28 protein-coding genes are annotated in these 26,812 nt (G+C 71.3%); 11 read left to right on the top strand and 17 right to left on the bottom strand.

The window, feature by feature from the left end; translation table 11 throughout:
- Positions 1-78 precede the first annotated feature (78 nt).
- A complete protein-coding gene (locus tag ACZ6NZ_RS18985) occupies positions 79-867 on the bottom strand; it encodes an aldo/keto reductase (RefSeq protein ID WP_465859337.1) in 789 nt (262 codons plus the stop codon).
- Between the two features lie 206 nt (positions 868-1,073).
- On the opposite strand from ACZ6NZ_RS18985, the gene ACZ6NZ_RS18990 reads away from it, so the two are divergent.
- Positions 1,074-2,264 (top strand): threonine synthase, encoded by a 1,191-nt coding sequence (locus tag ACZ6NZ_RS18990; RefSeq protein ID WP_366610593.1) that lies wholly within the window; start codon positions 1,074-1,076, stop codon positions 2,262-2,264.
- Positions 2,265-2,302: 38 nt separating this feature from the next.
- On the opposite strand, the gene ACZ6NZ_RS18995 is transcribed toward ACZ6NZ_RS18990, so the two are convergent.
- From ACZ6NZ_RS18995 to ACZ6NZ_RS19005, 3 genes are all read right to left on the bottom strand, one after another.
- Complete coding sequence (locus ACZ6NZ_RS18995; RefSeq protein WP_465859338.1) at positions 2,303-4,102, bottom strand: glycoside hydrolase family 15 protein; 1,800 nt, start codon at positions 4,100-4,102, stop codon at positions 2,303-2,305.
- A 256-nt stretch (positions 4,103-4,358) separates the two neighbouring features.
- Positions 4,359-4,751: a cupin domain-containing protein gene (locus tag ACZ6NZ_RS19000; protein ID WP_366610590.1), complete on the bottom strand. Its 393-nt coding sequence runs from the start codon at positions 4,749-4,751 to the stop codon at positions 4,359-4,361.
- Positions 4,752-4,984: 233 nt separating this feature from the next.
- Positions 4,985-5,863: a sulfotransferase domain-containing protein gene (locus ACZ6NZ_RS19005; protein WP_465859339.1), complete on the bottom strand. Its 879-nt coding sequence runs from the start codon at positions 5,861-5,863 to the stop codon at positions 4,985-4,987.
- 91 nt (positions 5,864-5,954) lie between these two features.
- Here ACZ6NZ_RS19005 and ACZ6NZ_RS19010 point away from each other — a divergent pair, with 91 nt between their 5' ends.
- Positions 5,955-7,025: a beta family protein gene (locus ACZ6NZ_RS19010; protein WP_465859340.1), complete on the top strand. Its 1,071-nt coding sequence runs from the start codon at positions 5,955-5,957 to the stop codon at positions 7,023-7,025.
- 9 nt (positions 7,026-7,034) lie between these two features.
- Here ACZ6NZ_RS19010 and ACZ6NZ_RS19015 read toward each other — a convergent pair whose 3' ends face one another.
- The 3 genes from ACZ6NZ_RS19015 to ACZ6NZ_RS19025 all read right to left on the bottom strand — a co-directional run bounded on the left by ACZ6NZ_RS19015 (position 7,035) and on the right by ACZ6NZ_RS19025 (position 8,155).
- Positions 7,035-7,316: an adhesin gene (locus ACZ6NZ_RS19015; protein WP_179782354.1), complete on the bottom strand. Its 282-nt coding sequence runs from the start codon at positions 7,314-7,316 to the stop codon at positions 7,035-7,037.
- A 192-nt stretch (positions 7,317-7,508) separates the two neighbouring features.
- Entirely contained in the window at positions 7,509-7,751 is a 243-nt protein-coding gene (locus tag ACZ6NZ_RS19020; protein WP_465859341.1) for a hypothetical protein, read from the bottom strand.
- Positions 7,736-8,155: an NAD(P)-binding domain-containing protein gene (locus ACZ6NZ_RS19025; RefSeq protein ID WP_465859342.1), complete on the bottom strand. Its 420-nt coding sequence runs from the start codon at positions 8,153-8,155 to the stop codon at positions 7,736-7,738. The genes ACZ6NZ_RS19020 and ACZ6NZ_RS19025 overlap by 16 nt, the downstream gene beginning before the upstream one ends.
- Before the next feature lie 109 nt (positions 8,156-8,264).
- Here ACZ6NZ_RS19025 and ACZ6NZ_RS19030 point away from each other — a divergent pair, with 109 nt between their 5' ends.
- Complete coding sequence (locus ACZ6NZ_RS19030) at positions 8,265-8,981, top strand: MIP/aquaporin family protein (protein ID WP_357227241.1); 717 nt, start codon at positions 8,265-8,267, stop codon at positions 8,979-8,981.
- A 66-nt stretch (positions 8,982-9,047) separates the two neighbouring features.
- Entirely contained in the window at positions 9,048-10,631 is a 1,584-nt protein-coding gene (gene dacB, locus ACZ6NZ_RS19035) for a D-alanyl-D-alanine carboxypeptidase/D-alanyl-D-alanine endopeptidase (protein ID WP_465859343.1), read from the top strand.
- A 47-nt stretch (positions 10,632-10,678) separates the two neighbouring features.
- Here dacB and ACZ6NZ_RS19040 read toward each other — a convergent pair whose 3' ends face one another.
- The 3 genes from ACZ6NZ_RS19040 to ACZ6NZ_RS19050 form a co-directional block, all read right to left on the bottom strand.
- Entirely contained in the window at positions 10,679-11,008 is a 330-nt protein-coding gene (locus ACZ6NZ_RS19040; RefSeq protein ID WP_279517138.1) for a hypothetical protein, read from the bottom strand.
- A gap of 116 nt (positions 11,009-11,124) precedes the next feature.
- Entirely contained in the window at positions 11,125-11,964 is an 840-nt protein-coding gene (locus ACZ6NZ_RS19045; RefSeq protein ID WP_465859344.1) for a hypothetical protein, read from the bottom strand.
- Between the two features lie 297 nt (positions 11,965-12,261).
- Positions 12,262-12,855: a pentapeptide repeat-containing protein gene (locus tag ACZ6NZ_RS19050; protein ID WP_465859345.1), complete on the bottom strand. Its 594-nt coding sequence runs from the start codon at positions 12,853-12,855 to the stop codon at positions 12,262-12,264.
- A 97-nt stretch (positions 12,856-12,952) separates the two neighbouring features.
- On the opposite strand from ACZ6NZ_RS19050, the gene ACZ6NZ_RS19055 reads away from it, so the two are divergent.
- Entirely contained in the window at positions 12,953-14,185 is a 1,233-nt protein-coding gene (locus ACZ6NZ_RS19055; RefSeq protein WP_465859346.1) for a serine hydrolase domain-containing protein, read from the top strand.
- Between the two features lie 189 nt (positions 14,186-14,374).
- On the opposite strand, the gene ACZ6NZ_RS19060 is transcribed toward ACZ6NZ_RS19055, so the two are convergent.
- The gene (locus ACZ6NZ_RS19060; protein ID WP_465859347.1) at positions 14,375-14,836 is read right to left on the bottom strand and encodes a PPOX class F420-dependent oxidoreductase; all 462 of its coding nucleotides are present in this window, start codon (positions 14,834-14,836) and stop codon (positions 14,375-14,377) included.
- Between the two features lie 42 nt (positions 14,837-14,878).
- Entirely contained in the window at positions 14,879-15,517 is a 639-nt protein-coding gene (locus ACZ6NZ_RS19065) for a DUF6642 family protein (protein ID WP_366610581.1), read from the bottom strand.
- Positions 15,518-15,821: 304 nt separating this feature from the next.
- On the opposite strand from ACZ6NZ_RS19065, the gene ACZ6NZ_RS19070 reads away from it, so the two are divergent.
- On the top strand, positions 15,822-16,601 hold the full coding sequence (locus ACZ6NZ_RS19070) for a D-Ala-D-Ala carboxypeptidase family metallohydrolase (protein ID WP_465859348.1): 780 nt from the start codon (positions 15,822-15,824) through the stop codon (positions 16,599-16,601).
- A 102-nt stretch (positions 16,602-16,703) separates the two neighbouring features.
- Here the strand turns inward: ACZ6NZ_RS19070 and ACZ6NZ_RS19075 are convergent, their stop codons facing one another.
- Both ACZ6NZ_RS19075 and ACZ6NZ_RS19080 read right to left on the bottom strand, forming a co-directional pair.
- Positions 16,704-17,054 (bottom strand): hypothetical protein, encoded by a 351-nt coding sequence (locus ACZ6NZ_RS19075; RefSeq protein ID WP_366610577.1) that lies wholly within the window; start codon positions 17,052-17,054, stop codon positions 16,704-16,706.
- Positions 17,055-17,199: 145 nt separating this feature from the next.
- Entirely contained in the window at positions 17,200-18,612 is a 1,413-nt protein-coding gene (locus ACZ6NZ_RS19080; protein WP_465859349.1) for an ATP-binding protein, read from the bottom strand.
- 250 nt (positions 18,613-18,862) lie between these two features.
- On the opposite strand from ACZ6NZ_RS19080, the gene ACZ6NZ_RS19085 reads away from it, so the two are divergent.
- Positions 18,863-20,443, top strand: coding sequence for a hypothetical protein (locus ACZ6NZ_RS19085; protein ID WP_465859350.1), 1,581 nt, complete (start codon positions 18,863-18,865; stop codon positions 20,441-20,443).
- Between the two features lie 170 nt (positions 20,444-20,613).
- Here ACZ6NZ_RS19085 and ACZ6NZ_RS19090 read toward each other — a convergent pair whose 3' ends face one another.
- Together ACZ6NZ_RS19090 and ACZ6NZ_RS19095 are read right to left on the bottom strand one after the other, a co-directional pair.
- Entirely contained in the window at positions 20,614-21,354 is a 741-nt protein-coding gene (locus tag ACZ6NZ_RS19090) for a response regulator (RefSeq protein ID WP_465859491.1), read from the bottom strand.
- Positions 21,333-22,586 (bottom strand): sensor histidine kinase, encoded by a 1,254-nt coding sequence (locus ACZ6NZ_RS19095; protein WP_465859351.1) that lies wholly within the window; start codon positions 22,584-22,586, stop codon positions 21,333-21,335. The genes ACZ6NZ_RS19090 and ACZ6NZ_RS19095 overlap by 22 nt, the downstream gene beginning before the upstream one ends.
- A gap of 132 nt (positions 22,587-22,718) precedes the next feature.
- On the opposite strand from ACZ6NZ_RS19095, the gene ACZ6NZ_RS19100 reads away from it, so the two are divergent.
- Genes ACZ6NZ_RS19100 through ACZ6NZ_RS19115 form a run of 4 tightly spaced genes read left to right on the top strand, consistent with a single transcriptional unit; the run spans position 22,719 to position 25,754 of the window.
- Positions 22,719-23,615, top strand: coding sequence for an ABC transporter ATP-binding protein (locus ACZ6NZ_RS19100; protein ID WP_465859352.1), 897 nt, complete (start codon positions 22,719-22,721; stop codon positions 23,613-23,615).
- Positions 23,612-24,403, top strand: coding sequence for an ABC transporter permease (locus tag ACZ6NZ_RS19105; protein WP_465859353.1), 792 nt, complete (start codon positions 23,612-23,614; stop codon positions 24,401-24,403). The genes ACZ6NZ_RS19100 and ACZ6NZ_RS19105 overlap by 4 nt, the downstream gene beginning before the upstream one ends.
- A 2-nt stretch (positions 24,404-24,405) precedes the next feature.
- Positions 24,406-25,158 carry a YqeB family protein gene (locus ACZ6NZ_RS19110; RefSeq protein ID WP_465859354.1) on the top strand — a complete coding sequence of 251 codons (753 nt, stop codon included), beginning with the start codon at positions 24,406-24,408 and terminating at the stop codon, positions 25,156-25,158.
- A 32-nt stretch (positions 25,159-25,190) separates the two neighbouring features.
- Complete coding sequence (locus tag ACZ6NZ_RS19115) at positions 25,191-25,754, top strand: SOUL family heme-binding protein (RefSeq protein WP_465859355.1); 564 nt, start codon at positions 25,191-25,193, stop codon at positions 25,752-25,754.
- A 1-nt stretch (position 25,755) separates the two neighbouring features.
- Here the strand turns inward: ACZ6NZ_RS19115 and ACZ6NZ_RS19120 are convergent, their stop codons facing one another.
- Complete coding sequence (locus ACZ6NZ_RS19120; RefSeq protein ID WP_465859356.1) at positions 25,756-26,790, bottom strand: hypothetical protein; 1,035 nt, start codon at positions 26,788-26,790, stop codon at positions 25,756-25,758.
- Positions 26,791-26,812 lie beyond the last annotated feature (22 nt).

Consider the following 26,812-nt stretch of genomic DNA (forward strand, 5'->3'; position numbering starts at 1 on the left):
TGACGGGACGCTATACCGTCACGTACGTCGATGTCGATACCCTTCACTGCCGGGTCACGTACTGAAGGAATTCGCCGATCAGACCTGGCCGAGCGCGTCGATGTCGCGCATCTCCTCCGCCGTGAGCGAGAAGTGGAAGACGTCGAAGTTGGCGGTGATCCGCTCCGGGGTCACCGACTTCGGAATCGCCACGATCTCGTGGTCGATGTGCCACCGCAGCACCACCTGGGCCGGCGACACACCGTGCGCGGCGGCGATCCTGACCAGCACCGGGTCACTGAGGTCGCTGGTCTTGAACGGGCTGTACCCCTCCAGCACCACGCCCCGGTCCCGGTGCTCGGCGTGCCGCTGCCGGTCGTACAGCGCGGGGCTCCACTCGATCTGGTTGACCGCCGGGTTCTCCTCGGTGGACTGGATCAGCTCGTCGATCTGCGCGGTGCTGTAGTTGCTGACACCGATCGCCCGGGTGAGGTTCTCGTCCCGGGCGGCGATCAACTCCCGCCAGAGCGGGATGCTGTCCGTCGGCGACGACGGCGGCCAGTGGATCAGCCAGAGGTCCAGGTGGTCGACGCCGAGCGCCTCCAGGCTGGCCTCCAGCGTGGCGCGTTCCTGGCCCACCCGGTTGGGTGGGAGCTTGGTGGTGATGAAGACGTCGTCGCGGCGCAGCCCGCTCTCGCGTACCGCGCGGCCGACCTCCCGCTCGTTGCCGTACACGGTGGCGGTGTCGAGGTGCCGGTAGCCGGTGTCCAGCGCGGCCAGCACGGCGTCGTAACCGGCCTGGCCGGTGGCCTGCCAGGTGCCGAAGCCGAGCAGGGGCATCCGCACGTCACCGGGGAGCAGGACGGTGGGCTGGTCGGTGAGGTCCATGAGGTCCGTTCTACCCCGCCGCGCCCCCGGCCGCCGAGCGAACCGGACACTCCGACGTCCAGCGCACCGGTCCACCGGCCGCCACGCAACGCCGGGTGCTGCTCGATGGCTGGTCTTGTCCGGTACGCACTGGCAGACTCCGCCGTGGTTCCCGGGCGCAGCCGGCACCGGCTGAGCATCGACGCGGTGTGACGGCGAGGAGCGACGTGTACCTGACTCACCTGGACTGCCCGCGCTGCGGCAAGGAGCACGCCGCCGACCGGTTACAGAATCTCTGCGAGTGCGGGTCGCCGCTGCTGGCCCGCTACGACCTGCCGGCCGTGGCGACCGCGGTCACCCCGGAACACTTTCCGCTGCGCCCGGCCGACCTGTGGCGCTACCGGGAGCTGCTGCCGGTCGCCGACCCTCGGCACGTCACCACGCTGGGTGAGGGCTGGACGCCACTGTTGCGCGCTCCGGCGTACGGCATGGAGATCGGCATCGCGGATCTGATGGTCAAGGACGAGGGGCTGATCCCGACCGGCTCGTTCAAGGCCCGGGGCGCGGCGGTCGGGGTGAGCCGGGCCCGCGAGCTGGGCGTCGAGCGGATCGCGATGCCCACCAACGGCAACGCCGGGTCGGCCTGGGCCACGTACGCCGCGCGGGCCGCGATGGGCGCGACGATCGTCATGCCCCTGGAGGCGCCGGGCATCTGCCGGCGCGAGTGTGTCGCCGCCGGCGCCGACCTGCGCCTGGTCGACGGGCTGATCGGTGACGCCGGTCGGCGGGTGGCCGAGCTGATCGCGGAGTCGAACGGGACGATCTTCGACGCCGGCACGCTGCGCGAGCCCTATCGCCTGGAGGGCAAGAAGACGATGGGGTACGAAATCGTCGAGCAGCTCGGCTGGCAGGCGCCCGACGTGATCATCTATCCGACCGGCGGCGGGGTGGGCCTGATCGGCATCCACAAGGCGATGCACGAGCTGCGCGAGCTCGGCTGGATCGGCGACAAGCTGCCTCGGCTGGTGGCGGTGCAGTCCACCGGCTGCGCCCCGATCGTGCGGGCCTTCGCCGCCGGCGAGGATCGGGCCCAGCCGTGGACGGACGCGCACACCGTGGCGTTCGGCATCACGGTGCCGGCCCCGCTGGGCGACGAGCTGATCCTGGCGGCGCTGCGGGAGTCCTCCGGCACGGCGGTCGCCGTCGACGACGCGGACATCCTGGCCGATCTGCGGGACTTCGCCGCCCGGGAGGGGCTGCTGCTCTGCCCGGAGGGGGCGGCCTGCCTCACAGCGGCCCGGCAGTTGCGCGCGGGCGGGTGGATCCGGGCCGGCGAACGGGTGGTGGTGCTCAACACCGGTGCCGGGCTGAAATATCCGGACACCGTCGACGTCTCCGGCGTACCCCTGATGGCCTGAGGTGACGGCGCGCCCCGTTGGCACCCTCGCCGGTCGGATCAGTAGCTCTCCGGCTGGGTGATCCGCCAGGCCGCGTTGATCAGCCCGATGTGCGAGAGCGCCTGTGGCGTGTTGCCCAGTTGCGCGCCGGTGGTGAGGTCGATCTGCTCGCTGAACAGTCCCACGTCGTTGGAGTACCCGACGACCCGCTCGAAGAGCGCCTCGGCGCGCTTCGGCTCACCCGTCATCACCAGGCACTCCACCAGCCAGAACGAGCACAGCAGGAATCCGGCCGGGTCGGTGGTCCAGCGCCGCAGCAGGCCGTCCTCGGTGCCCAGCTCACGCTCGACCATCGCGATCGTCGAGCGCATCCGCGGGTCGGTGGCCGGCAGGAAGTGCGTGACCGGCAGGGCGAGCACCGAGGCGTCCAGCTCCGGCGATCCGAACGCGCCGGTGAACGCGCCGATCCGATCGTTCCACCCCTCGCGCAGCACCGTGTCGCGGATCTCGTCGCGGACCCGCGCCCAGCGACGGGGGTCGGCCCGATCCCCGAGCCGGTCGGCGAGCCCCACCGCCCGGTCCATGGTCAACCAGCAGGACACCTTGGACGAGAGGTAGTGGCGCTCCTCGTCGCGGGTCTCCCAGATGCCCCGGTCCGGCAGGTGCCACGTCGTGGCCACCTGCTCGGTCAGCCCGAGCACCATCTCCAGAAGCTCGTCCTCGAACCGCGTGCCCAGGTAGTCGCGCAGCCGCCACACCGCCGACATCACCTCACCCGGCACGTCGAGCTGCCGCTGCCGCCAGGCGTCGTTGCCGACCCGCACGGGTCGACTGTCGCGGTAGCCGCGCAGGTGGTTGCAGTGGTGCTCGGAGAGGTCGCGTTCCCCCTCCAGCCCGAAGAGCACCGGCACGGGCTCGTCGCCGAACCGCCCGATCGAGCGGGTCGCCCAGGTGAACAGCCGCGACGTCTCGTCGGGGCAGGCCGCCACCCAGAGAGCCCGCATGGTCAACGAGAAGTCCCGCAACCAGGAGTAGCGGTAGTCGTAGTTCCGGTCGCCGCCGATCTGTTCCGGCAACGAGGAGGTCAACGCGGCGGCGACCGCGCCACTGCGGGCGTACGTGAGGCCGGTCAGGACCGTCGCGCTGTGCGTGACGAGTTCGGGGTAGCGACCGGAGTAGGTGTGCGTCTCCCGGAACGCCCGCCACGCCTGCGTCGTCTCGGCGAGGCTGGTCAGCGGGTCCACCCGGGCCGGCGGGTCGCCGTACGCCTCGCCGAACGCGAGGTCCATCCCGATCACCTGACCGGCGGAGACCTCGAACTCGTGGCTCACCCGGTCGGTGCCCGCCCGCAGGTGCAGGCCGCCGGCACGCAACATCAGCACCACCGGGCCGGCACCGGCCAGCACCCCGCCGTCCGGCTGCTCGTGCAGGTACGGCGTGAGCAGGCCGTACTCCGGGCGGGGCGCGAAGTCCAACGCCATCCGTACCCGCCCGGAGATCCCCTCAACGACCCGGATCAGCACGGCGGGTGAGTTCTTGCCCAACTCGTGGGCGCGGGCGCCGACCTCGGCGGCCAGCGCGTCGGTGACCGCCACACTGCCGTGCGGCGTGTGGTGCACCGTTCGCAGCACCAACGTGTCCGGCAGATACGCGCGCTCCACCCGGTGACCCGGGCCGCCGGCCCCGACCGGCGCCAGCCGGAAGTGACCGGCTCCAGGGTCGAGCAACCGCGCGAACACGGACGCCCCGTCGAACCGGTTCGGGCACCACCAGTCGATCGAGCCGTCCTTGCCGACCAGGGCACCCGAACGGGAGTCCGACAGGAACCCGTAGTCGGAGATCTGCGGCTGCTGCTCCACCCGCCGGGGGTACCCGAATCGGCCCGGATCAGGCCGGACGTCTTCCCGGACGCGAACAGCGCCAGTGACATCGCGGAAACGAGAAGGCCCTCGACAGGCTGGGCGGAGTCACCGGCGGGGCCGGAGCATGCTGTTCTGTTGACTCTGATGTCTGTGAGTCATCACGATGACTCACAGACATCAGGCTCTGCCCGACATTGCCCTCGGCGGCTCCTTGGCTGGCCGGTTGCCCATCGGGCATCGCTCGGCGGACGAATCACTCGGTCGGTGGCTCGTCCTCGCCCGCCGCCTCGGCCGCGTCGGCCTCTTCCTTGGTCTTGTGCACCGCCTTGTCGGCGTGCTCCGGCGGCCCGTACACCGTGTAGAGCACCAGCGGGTTGGGGCCGGTGTTGACGAAGTTGTGCTTGGTGCCCGCCGGCACCACGACCAGGTCGCCCGCGACGACCTTCCGCTTCGAGCCGGCGACCCGCGCCTCGCCGACGCCGCTCACGAAGGTGAGGATCTGGTCGATGTCCTCGTGCACCTCCTCGCCGATCTCCCCGTCGACGGGGATGGTCATGATGACCAACTGGGTGTGCTCACCGGTCCACAGCACGCGCCGGAAATCCGGGCTCTGCTCGGCGACAGTCGCGATAGTGAAATGCTCCATGTCCACGCTCATACCCCGTCCGGCGGTGTGCCACGCCGGGCTTCACGAATGGTGGAATTCCCCACGCTGGGAGGGTTTGGATCCGCACGTACCGGGGATCGAGGAGCGGACCGGCGCGAACGGCCGGTCGAGCCAGGTCCCCGCCGACGTACCGCCGAACGGCTGCGGTGGTGGGAGACGGCCAGAGCGCGGCGACGTTCCGACCACGGAGCGGCGCCGCGCGCTCTTGTGGCTCAGCGATGCAGCCAGGTGAGCAGGTCGGGTGGCGCCAACGCCGCGACCCGTCGCTGGTAGCGGGCGAGGCCGGCCTCGTTCAGGAGATCGCGCCCCTGACCTGAGCCGCCCCGGCGAAAGAACGCCTGGCGGTCACGCAGCACGCCGAGCGTGTCCGGCGCGAGCCGGTCGGCCTGCTCCCGCATGCGACCGAAGGTGGCCGCCTCCACCAAGGCCGGCCCCGGGCTCGGGAGCTTCCATCGGTCGGCCAGCCGGCGCATCTCACCGCCCAGATCGGCCAACAGGTCGTCGTAGTGCACCAGCTCGACGTTCGGCTCGTGCCGGCGGGCCCACGCGTCAGTGAGGTGCATCAGCACCCCGGGCAGCGAATCCAGCTCGGCGCGCGGGTCCGCCTCCCGGTCGACCCAGCTCGGCAACCACTCCCGCGCCGAGGGCCGCTGCGGAGATTCCCCGGTCGGGACGGGTTGGCCGGTCAGCTCGGCGAGGCGTACCCGATCCAGGTTCGCGCCCTGGTGGTAGAGGGAGACCGCCATGTCCAGCGGGTGCCGGGCCACCACCACGTAGTGCGCCCGAGGATCGAGCGGAATCCCGTCCAGCGGGGTGTGCGTCTTGATGAACCGCCGGTGCGGTTGGGCGGCCAGCCGGTCGTACACGGTGGCCTGCGGCTCGACCAACCAGTCCAGCCACGGCGACAGCACTGTCAGCGGCGCCGGCAACTGCGGGGTACGCAGCACCAGGAGCGCACAGATCATCTGCATCCAGGTGGTGCCGCTCTTGGAGCGGGTGCTGATCACGATGTCACCGTCGCGGAACGGGAACCCGCTCCAGCGCGCGCTGTCCTCGTCGTCGGTTCGGTAACGGTGGGTCGGCGTGGGCATCGGGGGATGCTAGTCGCCGAACCGACAGTCGGACAGCCGAATTCCGGCTTACATTCCTGGGGCATGTCGGTACGCCTGGCTAGATTGAAGTATGGTGCCCGCCCACGGGGGCCGGGCGGCGGCACCGGTCTACCGCCCCATCCTCGCCAACCGACGGGGCGAGCTTGAGGCCCTGAGCCACCTCGATCCCGCGCACGCCACGCTGGTCGCCCCGATCCTGGAGATCGGTGAGATCGGTCCGTCCACGATGGATGCCATTCGTCGGATGCCGTCCGGGCTGCTGCCCGCCGTCGACGTCAGCGCACTGCCCGACGTCCCCGAGGCGGAGCTGACCCGTTGGGGCGTACCGGTGGTGCCGGTGATCGGGCTCTCCGAGGGCGACCACCGGCTGGTCGCGCACGGCGCGGCGGCGCGGGCGTACGGCCGGCGGGCGCTCGTCCGGCTCCGGGCCGGTCAGGACCGGGCCGGGCCGGACGCGAGCACCACAGCGGTGGAACGGATCTGGCGGTTCACCGGCCTCGCCCCGGAGGAGTGCGACCTGCTGGTGGACGCGGGGGACGTCTGCTGCCCGGCGGATGTGCGGACCGCCGAGCCCCGGGTACGCCACCTGCTGGACTGGGCACGCCGGCACGCCTGGCGGTCGGTGACGGTGGCGGCCGGCGGGATGCCTCCGACGTTGTCCCGGTTGCCCACCGACGAGCCGGTCCAACTGGACCGGTGGGACTGGCGACTGTGGCGGCGGCTGGCCGACGCCGGGGTCGACTACGGCGACTACGGCGTCCACCCGGCCGGGCCGGGTGGAGGTGACCCTGGCGACCGGTTGCCGACCGTGCGCTACACCGACGACGGCAGCTGGTGGGTCTACCGCTGGGCGCGACGCGGCGGCCGGGGCGACGACCGGTTCGCCGACCTGTGTCGCACGCTGGTGTCGGCACCGCACTGGCCGACCATCGGCGCGGCCTTCTCCTGGGGTGACCACGAGCTGCTGCGCCGGGCCCGCCGGGGCGCCGGGGCCGGCTCGACCGCCAACTGGGCGGCGTGGAGCACCTCGCACCACCTGGCCCACGTGCTCGCCACGCTGTCGCATCCGGCCGGCGACGGCGCGCCGCGGTGGCACCCCGGGCAGGGGCCACCACCGCAGCGGGGACGATCGCTGCGCTGAGGGTGGGGTCTACTGCTTCTCGGTGAAGCCGAACTGGATGATGCCCTCGTCGTCGACCGTCGCGTCCACCGACGCGTCCCCGAGCAGCTCGGCGGCGTCCTCGTCCAGGAAGATCCGGGCGCCCTGGTTGTCGACCACCCGATCCCCCTGTGCCGGTTCGGGCACCAGCTCGACGGTGAGCGAGCCTGCCTCGGTGTCGGCGGCGATTCGCACACCGCCGTCCTGGGCGACGTCCTGTTGGTTGGCGAGGTCACGGATGACCAGCACGGCGTTGTCGGTCATGGTGAGCATTGACGGAACTCCTCGTGGATTGTCGGCTCGCGGTCGGATACCGCGCGGACCGGACAGTCGGTCCGCGTACGAGCACACGTGGGAGGCGACAGAGGGGCGAACGATCATCGCCGTCGCATCGAATCGGGGCAGCTGACGGCCCCGTCACTCCCACCGTGCCCGCTGGCCGAGCATCCGTCAAATAGAGCCAGGTCAGTGGAGAGCGGCGGCCGGCGCCAGCCAGGCGCGAATCTCGTTGACCGCCGCGCGGCCGGCCCGGTTGGCTCCGATCGTGCTGGCCGAGGGGCCGTACCCGACCAGGTGAACCCGGGCGTCGGCGACCACCCGGGTGCCGTCCATGGTGATACCGCCGCCCGGCGCGCGCAGCCCCAGCGGGGCGAGATGGTCGATGGCAGCCCGGAAGCCGGTGCACCAGAGGATCACGTCCGCCGACACGTTCCGCCCATCCGTCCAGGCCACCCCGTCGGGCGTGATCCGGTCGAAGATGGGTAGCCGGTCGAGGTGCCGCCGCCGACCACCACCACGCGCAGGCCGGTGAACTCGGCGGGCCCGCGGTAGTCGGCGGTGTGCAACTGGCGTCCCCGGAACGTCGACCGGCCCGGATAGTGCGGCCAGAACGGTCGCGTCCAGGTGCCGGTGGCGTTGATCAGGGCCCGGGCGGTCCAGGTGCCCCGGTCGGTGCGCACGTCCAGTCGTCCGTCCGGGCGGGAGTGCACCCCCCGGACCCGCACCGGCCGCCGCACCGGCAGCTCGAAGGCCCGCTCGTACGCGGCGAAGTAGGCACTGACCTGCTCGGAAGCCGGGCGCCGCGGCTCGGTGGGCGGGGAGTGGGTGTCCACGTGGGCTACAACGCGCCGGACGTCACCGCTGTGCCCGTCCTGGACCGTCGCGCCGATCACAGACGGCCATTCCGGCTTCAGCCCGGTGACCTGCACTTACGCTGAGTTGATGAGCGACTTCCGTCGGTACGCGGCCGAATTCCTCGGCACCCTGCTGCTGGTGTTCTTCGGAGTGGGCAGCGCAGTCGCCGCCCGGGTCCAGGGCGGCGTGGTGGTGGTGGCGTTGGCCTTCGGGTTCGTGATGGTGGCCCTCGTCTACACGATCGGGCCCCTCTCCGGCAGCCACGTCAACCCTGCGGTGACGCTCGGTGTGCTGCTCTCCGGCAAGATCTCGGTGCTCGGCGCGGTGGCGTACTGGATCGCGCAGTTCGTCGGCGCGACAGTCGCGGCCTTCGTGCTCTGGGCGCTCACCCGCTGGGGTGACGTCGCGGACCAGACCGGGGCCCTGGGCACCAACGGTTACGGCGCGCACATCAACCGGGGCGGGGCAGCCGTGCTGGAAGTCGTGCTGACCTTCCTCTTCGTGCTGGTGGTGCTGGTGGTGACCAGTCGGAGCGAGAATCCGGGCACCGCCGGGCTGGCCATCGGCCTGGCCCTGGCCGTGACCCAACTGGTGGGTGTGACGCTGACCGGGGCCGCGGTCAATCCGGCCCGCGCGTTCGGCCCGGCGGTCTTCGAGGGCGGTGTGGCGCTGCGGCAACTCTGGGTGTTCATCGTCTTCCCGCTGCTCGGTGGGGCGCTCGCCGCGCTCGTCGCACCACTGGTCATGGGGGCGCAGCGGCACTACTGGGGTGGCCACGAGAAGACGGTCGGCAGGCCGAAATGACCTGGACGGTAATATCTTTCGCCTGAGGCCCTTTTCTGGCGAATATCTCCGTGACAGCATCAGCGGATGCATCGTCGTCACTTTCCCCGGGCCCTCGCGCTGCTCGCGCTGGTCGCCACCGCGGCCACCGCCGCCGCGCCCGGTGCCACAGCCGAGTCGCCCACCCCCGCGACGACCCGCCTGCACGCCACCATCGACACGATCCTCGCCGACACCCGGCTGGCCGGCGCGCAGGCGTCGGTCGTGGTCGTCGACACCAGCACGGGCCAGACGCTCTACGACCGCAACGGCGACCGGCGGCTGGTCCCGGCGTCCAACACCAAGCTGCTGACCTCAACCGCGGCCCTTGAGCTGCTCGGCCCGGGGCACCGCTTCGGCACCGACGTGCTCGCCGGCGGGAAGCGCCGCGCCGGCCTGCTCTCCGGCAACCTATACCTGCGCGGTGGGGGCGATCCGACAATGCTCGCCGCCGACTACGACGCGCTCGCCGCGCGGGTCGCCGCCGACGGCGTACGGGTGGTCACCGGAAACCTGATCGCCGACGACACCCGCTACGACAACACCCGACTCGGCCCCGACTGGACCTGGGACGACGAGCCCTACTACTACGCCGCGCAGGTCTCCGCGCTCACCGTCGCCCCGAACACCGACTACGACGCGGGCACCGTCATCGTGCACGCCGCACCGGCCGACCGGGCCGGCGCGCCGCCGGTGGTCACCACCACCCCCGCGACCGGGTACGTCAAGGTCGACAACCGCGCCCGAACGGTCAGCGACGGCGAGACCTCGATCTCGATCGAGCGCGAGCACGGCGGCAACACCGTCGTGGTGACCGGTCAGATCGCCGTCGGGGACGAGCCCGCCAGCGACTGGGTCACCGTCTGGGAACCCACCGGCTACGCGGCCGACGTGTTCCGGTCGGCGCTGCACCGACACGGCGTCCGGGTGCTCGGCCGGACCGTGCTCGGCCAGCCCACCCCGGAGACGGCGCAACCGGTGGCGCGCCACGACTCGATGAGCCTCGCCGAGCTGATGACGCCATTTCTGAAGCTGTCCAACAACGGGCACGCCGAGGTGTTGACCAAGGAGATCGGTCGGGTGCTCTCCGGCGCCGGCACCTGGACGGCCGGTCTCACCGCGATCAGCGAGTACGTCGCCGACACCGGAATGGACACCGGAAGACTGCGCCAGCGTGACGGCTCGGGATTGTCCCGGCGCAACCTGATCCCGGCGGCGGAGTTCGTCGACCTGCTGAGCGCCGTCCGGGCCGAACCGTGGTTCGCGACCTGGTACGCGGCGCTGCCGATCGCCGGTCAGCCGGAGCGGTTCACCGGCGGCACCCTGCGCAGCCGGATGGCCGGTACGCCGGCTGCGGGCAACGTGCACGCCAAAACCGGCAGCCTGACCGGTGTCTCCGGGCTCTCCGGCTACGTGACCAGCGCCGATGGCCGACTGCTGGCGTTCTCCATCCTGCTCAACAACTACCTGACGGCGTCGGTGAAGTCGCTCGAGGACCAGATCGCCGTTGCGCTTGCCGGCTTCCGCGAGGCTGGCACGTCGACGGCACGGGTGGCCCCGCCGGCGGTGCCAGAGACGCCGCGTACCCCGGAGGGCGTCGAGTGTTCCTGGGTCAAGCCGATCACCTGCTGAACAGCGGCCGGGAGGCGCGGGCGCGCCTCCCGGGCGCCGGCGAGCGCTCAGGCCGGACGGTCCGGTGGGGGGACCACCGCCGTCGGGTCACCGCGTTCGATGAGGGCGGCGATCTCGGCGGCCCGCAGCCCGCGCAGCGCCAGCACCCGGGTGCCCCAGCGGTGCAGGCGGCACGGGTGCGGGCTGGCGTCGTTGCGGCAGACCACACCCCCGGACCACCGTCGGGGGGCGTGCACCACCACCGCCCGTACGGCGAACTGGGTGTCCTCGCCTGTCACGTACGGCGGCAGGGGGATGTCGCGAAGAACCTCCCCGGACGCTTCACCGGTGCCGGACGAAGCGACACGACGGACGCGGTGGGCGGTGCTGCTGCTCATCGGCGCTGCCTCCACACTGGATGGTCGGATGGGGACAGCAGAAAGCTACGACGTGTTCGACGGTCCGCGACGGACAAACTGTCCCGCTGGCCGACCCACAGCGATCAGTCAGTCAGTCAACGCACCGTCACGGCCTGGAGGCCGACGTTGCCGCAGTGCTGCGTGAAGACCTTCTCGACGGTCCAGTTGAGCAGCAGCCGGGCACCCTTGGGCACTGTGAAGCGGATGGTGAACTGGGCGCTCTGACTGGTGTAGGGGTCTTCCAGTCGGGCGATGCTGGCGGGCCCTCCGGTGGACAGCCGCGCTTCCAGTCGCCCCCGGGCCATCCAGGTGCCACCGTAGAGCTGGACCGTGCGCGGCTCGCCACTGCCGGCGACGGCGAGGCTGAACCCGTTCCCGGCACCGCACGCGTAGACGCCGTTGGAGCTGCCGTCCGTCGACCGCTCCGGCGTGCCGTCGGCCCAGCGCACGTACTCCTGGTTGCCGTCCCAACCGATCCGCCGGCCCGGTCCACCCCCGTCAATGATCTCGCCGGAGCCGGAACGCTTGCGGTTCATCGACCTGCCGCCACGTTCCCCCCAGTGGACCCAGTCCCGGGCGCCCACCGCGGTGAGGTCGACGATGGCGGGCATCTCGCCCCGGCTCACCGTCAGCGCCGGCGAACCGAGCTTCGGCGGCGGAGGCGGGGCGGGCGTGCTGGCCGACGGCGTCGGGTCCGGCGAGGGTGGGCGCTGGCGCGGACGCAGGCCGGGCGTCGCCGGCCCCGCCTCACCGGTACGCCCCTCGGCGGCCGGGAAACCGGGGGAACGGGCGGAAACGCCGGCCGGACCCGCCTGGTCGTCGCCCGGCGCCGGACCGGACCGGGTGGCGAGATACGAGACCAACACCACCAGGCAGACGAGTACGGCGGCTCCCTCCACCGCCCAGCGCCGCCGCTGTCGGGCGCGGCGCAACACGCTGCGGGTCGTCCCGGCGGTAATGGCACGCGGACGGTGCTTGGACGGCGTATCGCCAGCCCTCGAACCAGCCCGCGTGCGGTCTTCGTCCGCCACCGACCCCTCCAACTCCGCCGCCCGGCCGTTCTTGGACCGCCGAGGACCACACCAACCACTGTGGGCAGTTTCACGTTCACCCGGGCGTGGACGACACGCTAGATCCGGACTGCCGGACGTGTCCAGCCCACAATGGGACGCTGCCGGACAACCCCGACCGCTCGGAACGGGCACCTGGGCAGACCAGAAGCCCTTTGCGGGTCAGCCGATCCGGAAGCCGAGCAGTTGCGCGACGACCACCGCCTGCTCGACGTCGATCACGGCACCGGCCCGTTCGACGACCGTCGGGTCCAGCGCGGTGAGATCGCTGCCCCGCAGGTCGGCGCCGTCGAGCCGGACGTTGGTCAACTGCGCACCGGAAAGATCGACTCCGGTGACCGTAGCACCGGTGAGGTTGGCCCTGGTGAGGTCCACCTCGCGCATGCGCACCCCGGTCAGCCGGACGCCACGCAGGTCGGCGCCGGGCAACGCGACGAAGGACCAGTCACCGCCGTCCACCGTCAAGGGACGCAGATCGCACTCGCTGAAGGTGCTGCCGACCAGCTTGCAGCCGGTGAACTCGGCCTCGAAGAAATTGCACCGCCGAAACACGCAACGGGTGAAGGCGGAGTCGACATGCCGGGAGGCGTTGAACGCCACGTTGCCGAACGTGCACCCGGTGAAGACCGCACCCCTGCTCACCGCCTCGGTCAGGTCCACCCCGAAGAATTCGCAGCCCACGAAGTGCCGGTCGGTCAACTCCTCGGCGTACCAGTCCTCGTTGCGGAAGGTCACGTCCTCGGTCAACTCCGGCATCCGGCCAGGCTAGTGGGCGCGGGCCGGCAGCCGACGGTCGGCGGGCCGGTGCCGGCCCCCTTCCGGCACCGGTGTACCGGCGAGTAGGTTCGGCGGCGTGAGTGTGGCTCGGAGCAAGGACCCGGATCAGATCGGTTTCGACCCGGCGCGGCTGGCGCGGATCGACGAGCACTTCGGCCGGTACGTCGACGACGGTCGGCTGGCCGGCTGGCAGGTGGTGGTCACCCGGCGCGGCGAGGTGGCGCACTCCTCGACGTACGGGCTGCGCGACCGCGAGTCGGGCGCACCGGTCGAGGCCGACACCCTGTGGCGGATCTACTCGATGACCAAGCCGGTCACCTCGGTCGCGGCGATGATGCTGTGGGAGGAGGGCCGGTTCGAGCTGACCGACGAGATCAGCCGCTGGCTGCCCGAGTTCGCCGACCTGCGGGTCTATTCCAAGGGGTCGGCGCTCAAGCCGTACACGGTGCCGGCGGCAGAGCCGATCCGGGTCTGGCACCTGCTCACCCACACGGCCGGTCTGACGTACGGCTTCATGCAGACCTCGGTGGTCGACGGGCTCTACCGGGCGGCCGGCTACGACCTGTACCCGCCCGCGGACGTCGACCTGGCCGGCGCCTGCGCGGCCTTCGGCGAGCTGCCGCTGCTGTTCCAGCCCGGCTCGGCGTGGGGCTACTCCGTCGCCACCGACGTGCTCGGCCGCCTCGTCGAGGTGATCTCCGGGCAGAGCCTCGACGCGTTCTTCGCCGACCGGATCTTCGGCCCGCTGGGCATGACCGACACCCGCTGGTGGGCCGACGGCGACGAGGCCGACCGGTTGGCCGCGCTCTACGTACCGGATCCGCGCAGCGGCCGGGCCGTCCGCTACGACAGCCTGGGGTCGCTCGCGTTCAGCAAGCCGGCGCTGCTCTCCGGCGGTGGTGGTCTGATCTCCAGCGCCGCCGACTACCACCGGTTCACCCAGTTGCTGCTGCGCGGCGGCGAGCTCGACGGCGTCCGGTTGCTCGGGCCGCGCACGGTGCGGTTCATGACCCGCAACCACCTGCCCGGCGGTCAGGACCTGGGCACCCTCTCCACCGGCGGCTTCGCCGAGACCACGCTGGACGGGATCGGCTTCGGTCTCGGCTTCGCGGTGGTCGACGACCCGATCCCCAGCCGGGTGCCCAGCAGCGTCGGCGAGTACTACTGGGGTGGGGTGGCCAGCACCGCGTTCTGGGTCGACCCGGCCGAGGAGATCACCGCGCTGCTGTTCACCCAGCTGATGCCGTCGAGCACCTACCCGCTCCGCTCCCAGCTACGCCAACTCGTCTACGCCGCCCTGGTCGACTGACGGTCACCTGCTGCCCCTTGTCGTGCCCCTCCGCCGACAGTTGCTCCCCGCCCAACCCGCCTTTGCTCTGCTTGCCTATCTGCGACATGACGCCGAATGGCGCAGCCAGGTAAGCAGAGCAAAGGATCGGAAGCTCGGGGTTGGCCGCCAGATCGACGCGAGTGGGCAGCGGGCGAGGTGGCGCGCGATCTAGGCGAGGCGGGCCGGGAAGCCACCGGTGGCGATCGGACTCCAGGCGTCGATGGTGACCCGGATCAGCGACTTGCCCTGACGCACCATTGCCGCCCGGTAGTCGTCCCAGTCCGGGTGCTCACCGGAGATGCTGCGGAAGTACTCGACGAGCGGCTCCAGCGCCTCGGGCAGGTCGAGCACCTCGGCGGTGCCGTCGATCTGCACCCAGGGGCCGTTCCAGTCGTCACTGAGCACGCAGGCCGAGACCCGCGGGTCGCGACGAATGTTGCTCACCTTGGCCCGCTCGGGGTAGGTGGAGACGACCAGCCGTCCCTGCTCGTCGACCCCGGCCGAGACCGGGGAGGACTGCGGTCGCCCGTCGGCCCGGGTGGTCATCAGCACGACGCGGTGTCGCGGCCGGAGGAAGTCGAGCAGGCCGTCCCGCTCGACCCGGGTGTTTGTTGCGATGCTGCGTGCCATTCCCCGTTCCTACCAGGGGGCGGGCGCAGCGGCGGCGGCGGGTCAGCGGGGTCGGGCCGCGGCGCGGCGCGCCGCCTGGGTGGGCACCCGGGGACGGCCGGACGGACGCCAGGCCCGACCGTTGGCGTAGATCACCCGAAAGCCGAGGTACGACGCGAGCGGCGCCCAGTGGGCGGAGCCCATCCGCAGTTCGGCGGCATTGTGTCGCTGGCCGTTGGCCAGCACGTCGAGGAGCACGGTTTCGAAGGCCGCCGATTCGACCCAGTCGACTTCCCGGGTGAAACCGCAGATGAGAGCGGCTCCGGTGACCTCCAGGAACTCGCGTAGCACCGCGTCCGAGGCGCGCAGCACCGAGCAGCTGCCGAAATAGAGTCGCCGCCCCTCCGCGCGGCCGGCCATCAGCTCGGCCACCTCGTTCAACTCGACCGACTGCCAGTCGGTGAGGCAGAGCCGGCTCGGCTCGCCGTGCATGGCGAAGAAGCCGACCCGGTGGTCGGCGTACTGCTTGAGCAGCCATCGGTCCAGGAAGTAGAACAACTCGTCGCGGGTCGCCGCGTCCTTGTGGATGAAGCGGATCTTGCCCAGCCGCTCCAGCAGCTCCAGCGTGGGCAGCACCGAGCCCCGCTCGTTGAGGTCGCGGTGCCACTGACCCTCGACACAGAAGACGCCACCGCGTGCCACGTGCACCTCCGCCAGTCCGACGCCCGGGGCTGACGTTACCGGCCGCGATCACCCCGGGAACATCACCCTCCGTGTGGCAGATTGCGACGTTCGGTGCCCTTGACCGCAGGAGGGGTGATCCGGCGGAAATGGCTGTTTCGCAAATCAGCCGAATTCCCAGCCAATACCCAGGCACAGCAGATTGTGAGCATGATTCTCGTTAACCACCTCCAACGGCACTGATCAGTGCGAGGGTGGAAATCACGGGACTTCTCGGTCGATGTCCTGGAGCCACCCCATTCGCTCTCCTATCGGGAGGACTTCTGTGCGCGTAAACACCTTGAAGCGGGTCGCCGTCGCATTCGCGCTGGCACTGCCCGGGGCCGCGATCGCCACGGTGGTCGCCGCACCGGCGGCACACGCGGACGGCTGTTACACCTGGAACCGCACCCTGGCCCAGGGGCGTTCCGGCGATGACGTCCGCCAGTTGCAGATCCGGGTCGCCGGGTGGGCCGGCTACCGGGACATCGTGGAGAACGACGGCCGCTACGGGCCGAAGACGGCAGCCGCGGTCAAGCGGTTCCAGCAGGCGTACGGGCTGCGCGCCGACGGCATCGCCGGCCCACAGACCTTCGCCAAGCTCTACCAACTCCAGGACAACGACTGCACGCCCGCGCACTTCACCTACAGCGAGTTGGACAACGGGTGCGGCGGAAGCGGGTGGAGCGGCGGCCCGCTGTCGGCGAACCAGACCAAGCAGAACGCGCTGCGGACCATGTGGAAGCTGGAGGCGCTGCGCAAGAGCCTCGGCGACAAGCCGCTCTACGTGTCGAGTGGCTTCCGCAGCAGCGCCTGCAACAACCAGGTCGGCGGCGCGTCCGACAGCCAACACCTGTACGGCAACGCGGCCGACGTGACCTCACGGACGTCCTCGCTGTGCCAGGTCGCCCGCGGCGCCCGCAACAACGGCTTCAGTGGGATCTACGGGCCGGGCTACCCCGACCACGACGACCACGTGCACGTGGACTCGCGCCGGGAGAACAACAGCGACGACAGCTCGAACACGACGAGTTGGTCCGCCCCGGACTGCGGGGTCGGCAACTGAGTCGACCGCTCAGAGCGACGTCGGTCCGACGCGGAGGGGGGAATCTCCGCGCCGGGCCGACGTCGTGTCGCCCCGGGCCGGGTGGGCGGAGGGGGACAGCGCTCAGCTCGCCCGGGGCCAGCGCGGCGCGGTGACGGGGGGAGTCACCGGCCGGCCGGTAGTGGTGGGCCGTATCCCCTGGGGGACGCGCGCGGTCTGTTGCCGCGACGGCCCGGTCGCCGTGAACGGAAACGGCACGTGCACGAACGGATTGCCATGCCGGATCAACGCCTCGATCTGCCGCTCGTTGAGCCCGTGTGTCTCCAACACCCGACGCCCCCAGCGGTGCAGTCGGCACGGGTAGGAGGCGCCGTCGTTGCGGCACAGCGGCCCATTGGGCCACTCCTCGGCGGTGTGCACGACCACCGCCCGGACCGCGAGCCGGACATCCTCCGGGGTCAGTGGTGCCGGCATCGGCACCTCACCCAGTACCTGATCGATGGGATCCGTCGACTGCTCACCAACTCGCACGGCAGGCCTCCCGCAGTTCGGCAGCGGTACGGCGGACCTACCGCACCGACATCCTCGGCCATGGGTACGGCGGACACCGGACGAAAGTTCAATTCCGGTACGCGGTAAGCAGATCCTCCGCCGACAGCATCCGGATGCCGTCCACCGCCGTGCCGCTGCGGGACACGGCGACGAGCGGCACCGACTCGTCGGCGCCGGGAAGCAGAGACCGGTGCAGGAGCAGCCGGCCCAGGTCATGCGCGTCGAAGGGCCGGCTCTCCTGCCACTTGACCGATCCGACGAAACTGATCCGCTGAGCGACGGGCCCACGGTCGGCCCCGACGATGTCGATCTCCGGGTCGTTGGTCCGGGTCCAGTAGCCGCCGATCGTCGCCGCCTGCGCCGGCAGGTGGTCACCGGGCAGCCGGCGCAGGGCTTCCCGGACGACAGGTTCGATGGCCCGCCCCCTCCAGGACGCCCACGACCGGTCGATCCGGCCCAGGGTCAGGTCGCCACGCCCCCGCTCGATCTCGGAGAGGTGCGGCCCCAGGAACGACAACCAGAAGCGTAGGTAGGGGTCGGCCACCGCGTACCGGGTCTCCCGCGACGGCTTCGTCGAGAGCGGAACGGCGACCTCCACGGCCCTCTTCTGGGTCAGCAGACGCAGGGCGCGGTTGAGGGACGCCTGTGGAAGGTCACCCGCGGCGCGGGAGATCAGTGAGAAGGTCCGCTCACCGGAGCCGATGGCCCGCAGCACCAGACCCGCCTGGGACTGGGGCGGGAACTCCGCCGCCAGTGCCCGCTCACCGCTCACCAGCAGCGCGGAGGTCGGATCCCGTACCGCGTCGGTCAGGTAGTCGTGGACGGACGCACCGGTCGGCCACTCGTCGAGGATCAGCGGCAGACCGCCGGAGATCAGGTAGGCGTCGAACGCGTCGGCGGCGGACAGGCCGAGCATGTCGCTGACGTCGGCGGGGCTCAGCGGCGGAACGACCATCTCCGTGGCCCGCTGGTGGAACGGCCGGCCGTAGTCGTTGAGGGCTTCCATCATGGCCAGGTCCGATCCGACGCAGATCAGGAGGACCGGCCGCCGGGACAGCTCGCGATCGAAGATCTTCTGCAGTGTTCCCTCGAAGCCCGGGTCTCCCGCGATGAGGTACGGCATCTCGTCCAGGACGACGACGCTCGGCCGGTCGGTCGGCAGCGCGGCGGCCAGCAGCGTCAGCGCGGCATCCCAGGTCTGTGGTCGCTGCTGGCGAAGGATCTGCGCACCGGGCAGGGTGGAGGTTGCGGCGGCCTCCACGAAGAGGGCGAGCTCGGCTGCGACGGTCGGCTGCGCGGAGGCGGTGAAGAAGAGGTGCGGCACCCCGGACCGCTCCACGAACTCCTCGACCAGTCGGGACTTGCCCACCCGTCGGCGACCTCGCATGAGGAGGGCTCGCCCAGGCCGCCCCGCACGGCCACCCCGCTGCACCCGGGAGAGCATGCCGTCGAGCAGCGCCAACACGCGTTCTCGCCTCACGAACCCGTCCATCCACAGCCTCTGACGCTGAGCTGAGCGTCTGCCCAACTAGGGCTACGAGTGCCCTACTCAACTAATTGATGAGGGAACGGCTCGGGTGAGCTGTCGCCCGCCAGGTCTGAGTGGTCCTTTGAATGTGGCAGGCAACCGGCCGCTGAGGTTACCCGACGATCACCGAGCGTCACTCTAATGTGTACCGGTGGCCTCCGAAGAGTCGACAAGCTTGTATGACAGTCATGTTCGCGCTCGGATGATTGACTTCTTCACCCTCGAAGGGCTCCCGTGGCCGCGCCGACTGTGGGATATCGGCTCACTGCTCGCCCTGGAAGAGTTGCTGGAGGCCAGTTCGTGGGCTCGCCAGCGGGTGCTCTCCGTGGCCGCCGTTGACTGGCAGCGCCACGAATTGTTGAAGGTCATCGGACCTGACGTTGGTCTTGGAAACAAGGAGTTGCGCGCCGAGCTGACCTCGTTGTTGAGCAAGCCATTCCCCGACCCCAGTCCGGCACACCGCCGCCTGCAAGAGGTTGTTGACCATGCCCGCGGCGGCTACCTGGGCCGCTGGGCAGCCGCCGCGGCCCGTCCCGCGGGGCACCGGCCGCAGCCGGAACGGCTCGCTCGCGTCGTCGCGGCACATCTGCTCGATCTTGGCTACGACGCGAGCCACCTGGCAGCCTGGATCGGGCAGCTTGCCCGCCAGCAGGCAAGCGCCGAATCCGTCCTGCGGGGTGCCGTGGCGCTCGACACCGCCGCACCCCGGGAATTCACCGTCCTCGCGGCTCTCGACAGTGTTCCTGAACGGGAGCAGGCCCAGAAGCACGAAGCGTGGGCCTCCGGCCGGGAAGTCGTGGACTGGCTCAGGCAACGCGGTCATGCCACGAGCGGCATACGCGTCGGCGGTGGATTCCTCTATCGGGTGGTCGCGCGAGACCCGTTTGGTGCAGCGAGCCAGGTCCGCGACCTCGTCGAGCGCATGGTGGCGCGTTCGTGCTTCATGCGAGGCAACAGAGGCGGGATCAGACCTGCCTCACAGCTATGGGTTGATCATCACCCCGAACCAATTCCCTTCGCCACCCCTGCCAGGGGTGCCGACGTCCTGTCCCTGGTGAATGAGGGACACCTCTATCAGGTGGATAAACAACGCACCCTCATCGACGACGCCTTGGAGCTAGCCGCGCCGGTGAACCGGGGTGTTCTCGGTCCAGCAGTCGCGGGGGCGTGGGCCGCAGTCGAATCGCTGCTGTCACACCCGGACGATCCCGCAGAGGAGGAACGATCAGGCAAGGCCGTTGCCGCCGACCGCCTGGCGGCAATCATCGCGTGCTCGTGGCCACGGGCGGAACTGACCGCTCTCGCCCACAGACATCAACCTGAGCCTGCCGATGCCCTCGCCGAGATACTCAGGACCTGCATGACTAATCGAGAACGGGCCTCCGCGGTGGCAGCGGCGCTGACGGCAGGAGAAACACTAGAACTTGCTGATCGCTTCCGGCGCGACGCCGACATTGCAGCCGTGCACCGCATGCGTCGGGTCGTCGCCAACCCCAAAGGCGAGCTGGGGACCGCGGTCACCGTCTTTCGAATCGCTATGAGGCGCCTATACCGGACCCGCAACATCGTGCTGCACGGAGGCTCCACGCAGGGCGTGGCGCTAAAGGCGGCCCTGCGCGTCGCCGCCCCACTCGTGGGCGCAGGACTCGACCGCATCACTCACGCCACACTCGTCGAAGGGCTTCCCCCGCTCGACCTCGCTGCCAGAGCCGAGGTCGGCTTGAAACTGGTCGGAGGCGAAACCGGCCTGACCGTGGCCGATCTCCTCGAGCCTCGCCGGTAGTCGTCTTGGAGATAGCGGGAAGCAAGAGGGCCCCGGCCATAATGGCGGGGGCCCCTGCAATGCTGCTCGTAACTATACACGACTGCCGGGAGGCAGTGCGTCTTAGCGACGCCGCTATAGGACAAACGCCCTCATAGCACCACTTCTTTGGACTCTCAGAAGGCCGCCCGTCAGACGAGGCCGGCGTCGTGGACGAGCAGCGCCACCTGGACCCGGTTGTTCAGCTCCAGTCGGGTCAGCAGCCGGGAGACGTATGCCTTCACCGTCGCCACGCTCATGAACAGCTCCCCCGCGATCTCCGCGTTGGTGTGGCCCCGCCCGAGCGCGACCGCCACCTGCCGCTCCCGCTCGCTGAGCCCGGCGAGGAGCCGCCGCGCCCGTTCGCGGCGTGGGTCCGGGCCGACCGGGCCGGGGGCGGCGGCGGTCACGTGGGCGATCAACGTCCGGGTCACCGTCGGCGAGAGCGTCGCCTCGCCCGCCGCGACCCGGCGGACGGCACGAACGATCTCCGCCGGCGGGGTGTCCTTGAGCAGGAAGCCGGCCGCTCCGGCGCGGAGCGCCCGCAGCACCTGCTCGTCGGCGTCGAAGGTGGTCAACACCAGCACCTCGGGCGGGTGCGGTTGGGCACGCAGCGCCTCGGTGGCGGTCAGCCCGTCGACCCGGGGCATCCGGATGTCCATCAGCACCACGTCCGGGGCGTACGCGGCCACGGCCGCCGGCACCTCGCCACCGTCGGCCGCCTCGCCGACCACGGCCAGGTCCGGCAGACCGCCGAGGATCATCGAGAGCCCGGCCCGGACCAACGCGTCGTCGTCCACGATCAGCACGCGTACCGGCGGCGTAGCCGGTCCGGCCGACCCGTTCGCGTCCGGCGGTCCGGCGGGGCTGGTCACGCCGGCCATGGCAGCCAGGCGGCCAGCCGGAAGTCACCGCTGTCGTCCCGACCGTAGGCGAGCCGCCCGCCGGCCAGGGTGACCCGTTCGCTGATGCCGACCAGGCCGGTGCCGGCACCCGGCAGGGTGCCGCCGGCCGGCGTACCGACCGGCCACCGGTTGCCGATCGCCACCGTCAGTCCAGCGCCCGGCCCGCCCGCCACGTCGACGGTGACGGCCGCGCCGGCAGCGTGCTTGCGGGCGTTGGTCAGCCCTTCCTGCACGATCCGGTACGCGGCCCGACCCAGCGCCGCCGGCACCTCCCCCGGGCTGGCGACGCTGTCGCTGACGTTGACCCGCACCCCGGCCGACCGCGACTCGGCGATCAGTGCGGGCAGGTCGGCGAGGGTGGGCTGCGGCGGCTCGGGGGCGTCGCCGGCACCGTCGTCCTCGGCGCGCAGCACCCCGATCACCTCCCGCAGGTCCTGAAGGGCGGCGTGGGCGCTGCCCCGGATCACCCCGGCGGCCCGCGCCACCTCCTCGGCCGGCGCGTCCGGGCGGAACTCCAGCGCACCCGCGTGCAGGCTGAGAAGCGAGATCCGGTGGGCCAGCACGTCGTGCATCTCCCGAGCGATCCGGGTGCGTTCGAGGTGGCGGGCCTGGGCGATCCGCAGTTGCTGCTCCGCCTCGGCCCGCTCGGCGCGCTCGCGCAACGACACGATCAACTGTCGGCGGGCCCGGACGAACATCCCCCAGGCCAGCACCGCGAAGGTGATCACCACCCCCCAGGTCACAGTGGCCCAGTACGGCATCACCGGATCTGGACGGGTCCAACTGAAGACCAGGTTGGTGAGGAGCCCGGCACCGGTGACCGCGACCGCGACGGCGGTCCGGCGATGCACCACAACGGTGAAGTAGATGATCAACAGCGGGATGGCGGCGGCCATCGAGAACAGGTTCAGCGGCAGAGTGGCCACGGCCAGCCCGAGCGGCCACCGTCGACGCACCCAGAGCAGCCCGCAGCAGACCAGCCCGAGCACCGTGTCGACGCCGACCATCCAGTCGTGCGGCAGCGCGATCGCCGCCTCCGGGTTGGGCGACAGGGCGTCGAAGGTGACGAACAGCACCCACAGCAGCCCGAGCAGGAACGCCAGGCCGTCCACCACCCAGTCACGTGTGGTGCGGCGCGGCCGCTCCCGGACACGCTCGGCCGGCACCACCAGCTCCCCTGGCAGCAGCCAGGGGTGCTCCGGGACGGCGATGCTGGTCACGACGCCATGCTAGGCAGCCGACGGGCGACACGACCAGCTACCAAAGTCGAGATCCGATGATCGACCAAGGTCGAGACGACACCGACCGGTGGCCGCAGCGGATGGCCGGGCGGCCCCGGCACGCTCGGCAACATGATCGTCGTAGAGAACCTCACCAAGCGATACGGGCCACACCCGGCCGTGGACGACGTGTCGTTCCAGTGCGAGCCGGGCACCGTGACCGGTTTCCTCGGCCCCAACGGCGCTGGCAAGTCGACCACCATGCGCATGATCTGCGGGCTGACCACGCCGACCGCCGGCCGCGCCACCGTCTCCGGGCACCCGTACCGGGACCTGCCCAACCCGGGGCGGGAGGTCGGGGTGCTGCTGGACGCCTCCGCCCAGCACGCCGGGCGCACCGGCCGCGAGGCGTTGACGCTGTCCGCGTACACGATGGGTCTGGACCGGCGCGAGGTCGCCGCGAAGCTCGACCTGGTCGGGTTGAACGCGGTGGCCGCGAAGCGTCGGGTCCGGGCGTACTCGCTGGGTATGCGCCAACGGCTCGGGCTGGCCCACGCGCTGCTCGGCGACCCCCGGGTGTTGATCCTCGACGAGCCGGCCAACGGCCTGGACCCGGAGGGGATCTTCTGGATGCGCGGGCTACTGCGCGACTTCGCCGACCGGGGCGGCACCGTGCTGCTCTCGTCTCACCTGCTGCGCGAGGTGGAGGCGGTCGCGGACCGGCTGGTGGTGATCGGGGGTGGCCGGATCGTGGCCCAGGGCGACAAGAACGAGCTGCTGGCCGGGGGCGGCACTGTGGTGCGCGCCCGCGACGACGCGGCGCTGCGCCGCGCGCTGGACGCCGCCAACCTGACCGCCGCCGACAGCTCCGACGGTCTGCTCGTGCAGGCCGACGCCGAGGCGGTCGGCCAGGCGGCGGCCGATGCCGGCGTCGCGCTGGCCGAGCTACGCCCCGCCAGCGGCGGCGGCCTCGAACAGCTCTTCCTCACCCTGACCGCCGGCGAATCCACCAAGGAGGGCGTCCGATGACCGCCACGACCGCACCCGCCAGCACCGTCGCACCCGCGCATCGCGCATCGGTACGCCGACCGTCGCTGCTCCGGCTGACAGGTGTGGAGCTGCGCAAGCTCGTGGACACCCGGGCCGGCCGTTGGCTGCTGATCACCATCGGTCTGGTCGTCGTCGCGATCGTCACCCTCCTGCTGATCTACGCCGAGGGCTCCGAACAGACCTTCTTCACCTTCTTCGTCACCTCACTGCTGCCCGTCAACGTGCTCCTGCCGGTGCTGGGCATCCTGTCGATCACCAGCGAGTGGTCCCAACGCACGGCCCTCACCACGTACGCGCTGGTGCCCCGGCGGGAGCGGGTGGTCGCCGCGAAACTGATCGCCATGGTGCTGGCCGCGCTCGCCTCGGTGCTCGTCACCCTGGCCGTCGCAAGCGTCGGGACGCTCGTGGCGTCGGCCACGGGCGGCGCGGGCACCTGGCAGGTCGACGCGGCGCTGATCGTGAACGGGGCGATCGTCCAGGTCGCCGGCGTGCTGATGGGTGCCGCCTTCGGTCTGCTGCTGCTCAACACGCCGTTGGCCATCGTCGGCTACCTGCTGCTGCCGACCCTCTGGTCGGTGCTCGGCGAACTGGTCCGGCCGCTGCGCGGTCCGGCCGGGTGGCTGGACACCAGCCGGACCATGGAGCCGCTGTTCACCAGCCACGTCACCGGCGAGCAGTGGGGTCGGCTGGCGGTTTCCCTGCTGGCCTGGATGGTCCTCCCGCTGGCCGCCGGCCTGTTCCGGACGCTGCGCCGGGAGGTGTCCTGACCATGGACGTGGCCGGCTACCGTCCCCGCACCGTCGTCAGCGGCGGCCTGCTGGAGCTGGCTGTCCTGTGGGGTGGCTTCCCGCTGCTCGGCGCGGGCGCCGGATGGCTCCTCGCGGCGGCGACGGGCTGGCTCGCCCGGCTGCCCTGGGTGCCGTTCAGCGATCTCATCGAGTGGTTGGACCGGCTGCCCGAGCCGCAGGCCACCGCCGGCACGATCGGGGTGGGCGTCCTGGCCGGCCTGGTCATCGCCGGGATCGGCACCGCCGAACGGTTGATCGTCACCGTCGACGGGGCGCAGGTCCAGCTGCGCCGCTCCGATGAGAAACGGGCCATCAGCCGGGTCCACACCCGGGTGGTCTTCGTCGCCGACAAGCACCTGGTGCTGCTGGACGCCGACGGCGCGGAACTGGTCCGGGAGTCGACGGACCTGCCGTCGGCCGACCTGGCGGCGGCGTTCCGGGAGCACGGCTGGGGCTGGGCGGACGACGACCCGCACCGGTCGGCGTACCGGCTGTGGGTTCCGGACCTGCCCGGGTTGCCCGCCGGCGCGGACGCGCTGCTACGGGCCCGGGAACGGGCCGTCCAGCGGGACCGCCGTGACGACGCCCGGGAGTTGCGCCGTGAGCTGGGCCAGCTCGGGGTGGTGCTGCGCGACGAGGGCAAGCGGCAGTACTGGCGGTTGACCACCCGGACGCTCGCCCCCGGGCCAGCGGAGCGGCCGACTTCGGCCGAGCGGGAGGCGGACGGGCGGTAGCGTCTGTCCCAGCAGACCCTGGGAGCCGCGCGATGACCGAACAGCAGCCGTACCGGGTGGTGTCCCGACACCCCGGTTTCGAGCTGCGTCGGTACCCCGCCCACCTGGTGGCCGAGATGCAGATCCAGGCGTCGTTCACCCGGGCGCCGATCGAGGCGTTCCGGCCGCTGGCCGCGTACATCGGTGGCGCCAATCGGGCCCGGCACCCGATCGGCTCCGCCGCGCCGGCGCTCGCTGCGGTCCGCGGCTCGGAGAAGATCGCCATGACCGTGCCGGTCGTGCAGATCGAGGGTGAGTGGCCGGGCGCGTACCTGATCCAGTTCGTCATGCCGGCCAGCTTCACCACCGCCACCCTGCCCGAGCCGGTGGACGCCCGGGTGCGGATCCGCGAGGTGCCGGCGCGACTGGCGGCGGCGATGCGGTTCTCCGGACGGTGGACGGAGCAGGCGTTCAGCCAGCGGGCCACGATGCTCGGCCGGTCGGTGACCGCGGCCGGGCTGCAACCAACAGGTGCCATCCGGTACGCGCGCTTCGACCCGCCGTGGAAACCGTGGTTCCTGCGCCGCAACGAGGTGGTGCTGCCGGTCGTCGAGTGAGCTAGCGGAGTTGCCGGCGGTCCTCGACGCCCGGCCGCGCCAGCAGCACCGCCATTCCCAACCCGGCGAGCAGCCCGACCAGGGAGACCAGTAGGTCGGAGTCGGCGGCGTTGATCGGGCTGTTGCCGGCCAGCGCGGTGAACGTCGCGCCGATCGGCAGCAGGATCATCATGGGGATGGCCGTGGCCACCAGGAACACCACCGGACCCACGAGCGCGATGAGCGCGGCCAGGGCGTGGTGCCGCCAGATCGGCCGACCACCCGGCCAGTCCCAGGCCAGCAGTGTGACTCCGGTGAGCAGCACCGCCCCGAGAACGGCCTCCGGCACCAGGCGTGTGCCGGGCGCGGTGGCACGGACCCACCCGACGCCGAGCAGGGCCACCACGGTGAGGCCGGCCGCCAACCCGACGCGACGCCGGGCCCGCGCCGGAGCCGCCGCCAACGCGGCAGCGACGGCAAGGGCCACCAGCAGCGCCGCCGTGGCGACGGCACCCTGGTGCAGTTCCGGCTCCCGGTCGGTCGGTGACTCCATCCCGGCCGCCACCAGCGTCAGGACCCCGGCCACGCAGGCCGCGCCGGTCAACACCCGCCGGTCGGTGGCCGGAGTCGCGCCGCGTTCCCGGGCCGCCTGCGTGTCGGGCTCCCCCACTGGCGGCACGGCGCGCTCCCACCAGAGCAGCAGCGCCGCGACCACGCCGAGCACGGCGTAGCCGGCGACGGCGAGGCGCACCGTCGCGCCGACGCCGATCAGGTCGGCCCGGTCGACAGCCACGTCGGCGGCGATCCAGCAGCCGCCCAGCACCACAGCCGGGCCGCTCCACCGCACCTGCCCCCGCCCGGCCAGCACCAACCCGAGCGGCACCGCCATGATCGCCATGAACCGCAGGTCGCGCGCCCAGTAGGCGTTGTTGCCCGGCAGGCGCTCCGACCACGGGCCGAGCGGCTCGGTCAACGGCTGCCACGTGGTCATGCCGTACGCCCAGAGCGCGACGGCGGCGGCGCAGAGGAGCAGCCCGAGCGGGCGCGCGAATCGCATCCATGGACGGTAACGGCCCACG

This window comes from Micromonospora sp. NPDC047756 (assembly GCF_055587245.1).

Coding starts and splice junctions, on each gene's coding strand:
- ACZ6NZ_RS19100 (WP_465859352.1), top strand. CDS start 22,719: ATGATCGTCGTAGAGAACCTCACCAAGCGATACGGGCCACACCCGGCC.
- ACZ6NZ_RS19105 (WP_465859353.1), top strand. CDS start 23,612: ATGACCGCCACGACCGCACCCGCCAGCACCGTCGCACCCGCGCATCGC.
- ACZ6NZ_RS19120 (WP_465859356.1), bottom strand. CDS start 26,790: ATGCGATTCGCGCGCCCGCTCGGGCTGCTCCTCTGCGCCGCCGCCGTC.
- ACZ6NZ_RS19040 (WP_279517138.1), bottom strand. CDS start 11,008: ATGAGCAGCAGCACCGCCCACCGCGTCCGTCGTGTCGCTTCGTCCGGC.
- dacB (WP_465859343.1), top strand. CDS start 9,048: ATGCATCGTCGTCACTTTCCCCGGGCCCTCGCGCTGCTCGCGCTGGTC.
- ACZ6NZ_RS19000 (WP_366610590.1), bottom strand. CDS start 4,751: ATGGAGCATTTCACTATCGCGACTGTCGCCGAGCAGAGCCCGGATTTC.
- ACZ6NZ_RS19085 (WP_465859350.1), top strand. CDS start 18,863: ATGATTGACTTCTTCACCCTCGAAGGGCTCCCGTGGCCGCGCCGACTG.
- ACZ6NZ_RS19075 (WP_366610577.1), bottom strand. CDS start 17,054: ATGCCGGCACCACTGACCCCGGAGGATGTCCGGCTCGCGGTCCGGGCG.
- ACZ6NZ_RS19050 (WP_465859345.1), bottom strand. CDS start 12,855: ATGCCGGAGTTGACCGAGGACGTGACCTTCCGCAACGAGGACTGGTAC.
- ACZ6NZ_RS19110 (WP_465859354.1), top strand. CDS start 24,406: ATGGACGTGGCCGGCTACCGTCCCCGCACCGTCGTCAGCGGCGGCCTG.
- ACZ6NZ_RS19115 (WP_465859355.1), top strand. CDS start 25,191: ATGACCGAACAGCAGCCGTACCGGGTGGTGTCCCGACACCCCGGTTTC.
- ACZ6NZ_RS18985 (WP_465859337.1), bottom strand. CDS start 867: ATGGACCTCACCGACCAGCCCACCGTCCTGCTCCCCGGTGACGTGCGG.
- ACZ6NZ_RS19060 (WP_465859347.1), bottom strand. CDS start 14,836: ATGGCACGCAGCATCGCAACAAACACCCGGGTCGAGCGGGACGGCCTG.
- ACZ6NZ_RS19010 (WP_465859340.1), top strand. CDS start 5,955: ATGGTGCCCGCCCACGGGGGCCGGGCGGCGGCACCGGTCTACCGCCCC.
- ACZ6NZ_RS19030 (WP_357227241.1), top strand. CDS start 8,265: ATGAGCGACTTCCGTCGGTACGCGGCCGAATTCCTCGGCACCCTGCTG.
- ACZ6NZ_RS19005 (WP_465859339.1), bottom strand. CDS start 5,863: ATGCCCACGCCGACCCACCGTTACCGAACCGACGACGAGGACAGCGCG.
- ACZ6NZ_RS19015 (WP_179782354.1), bottom strand. CDS start 7,316: ATGCTCACCATGACCGACAACGCCGTGCTGGTCATCCGTGACCTCGCC.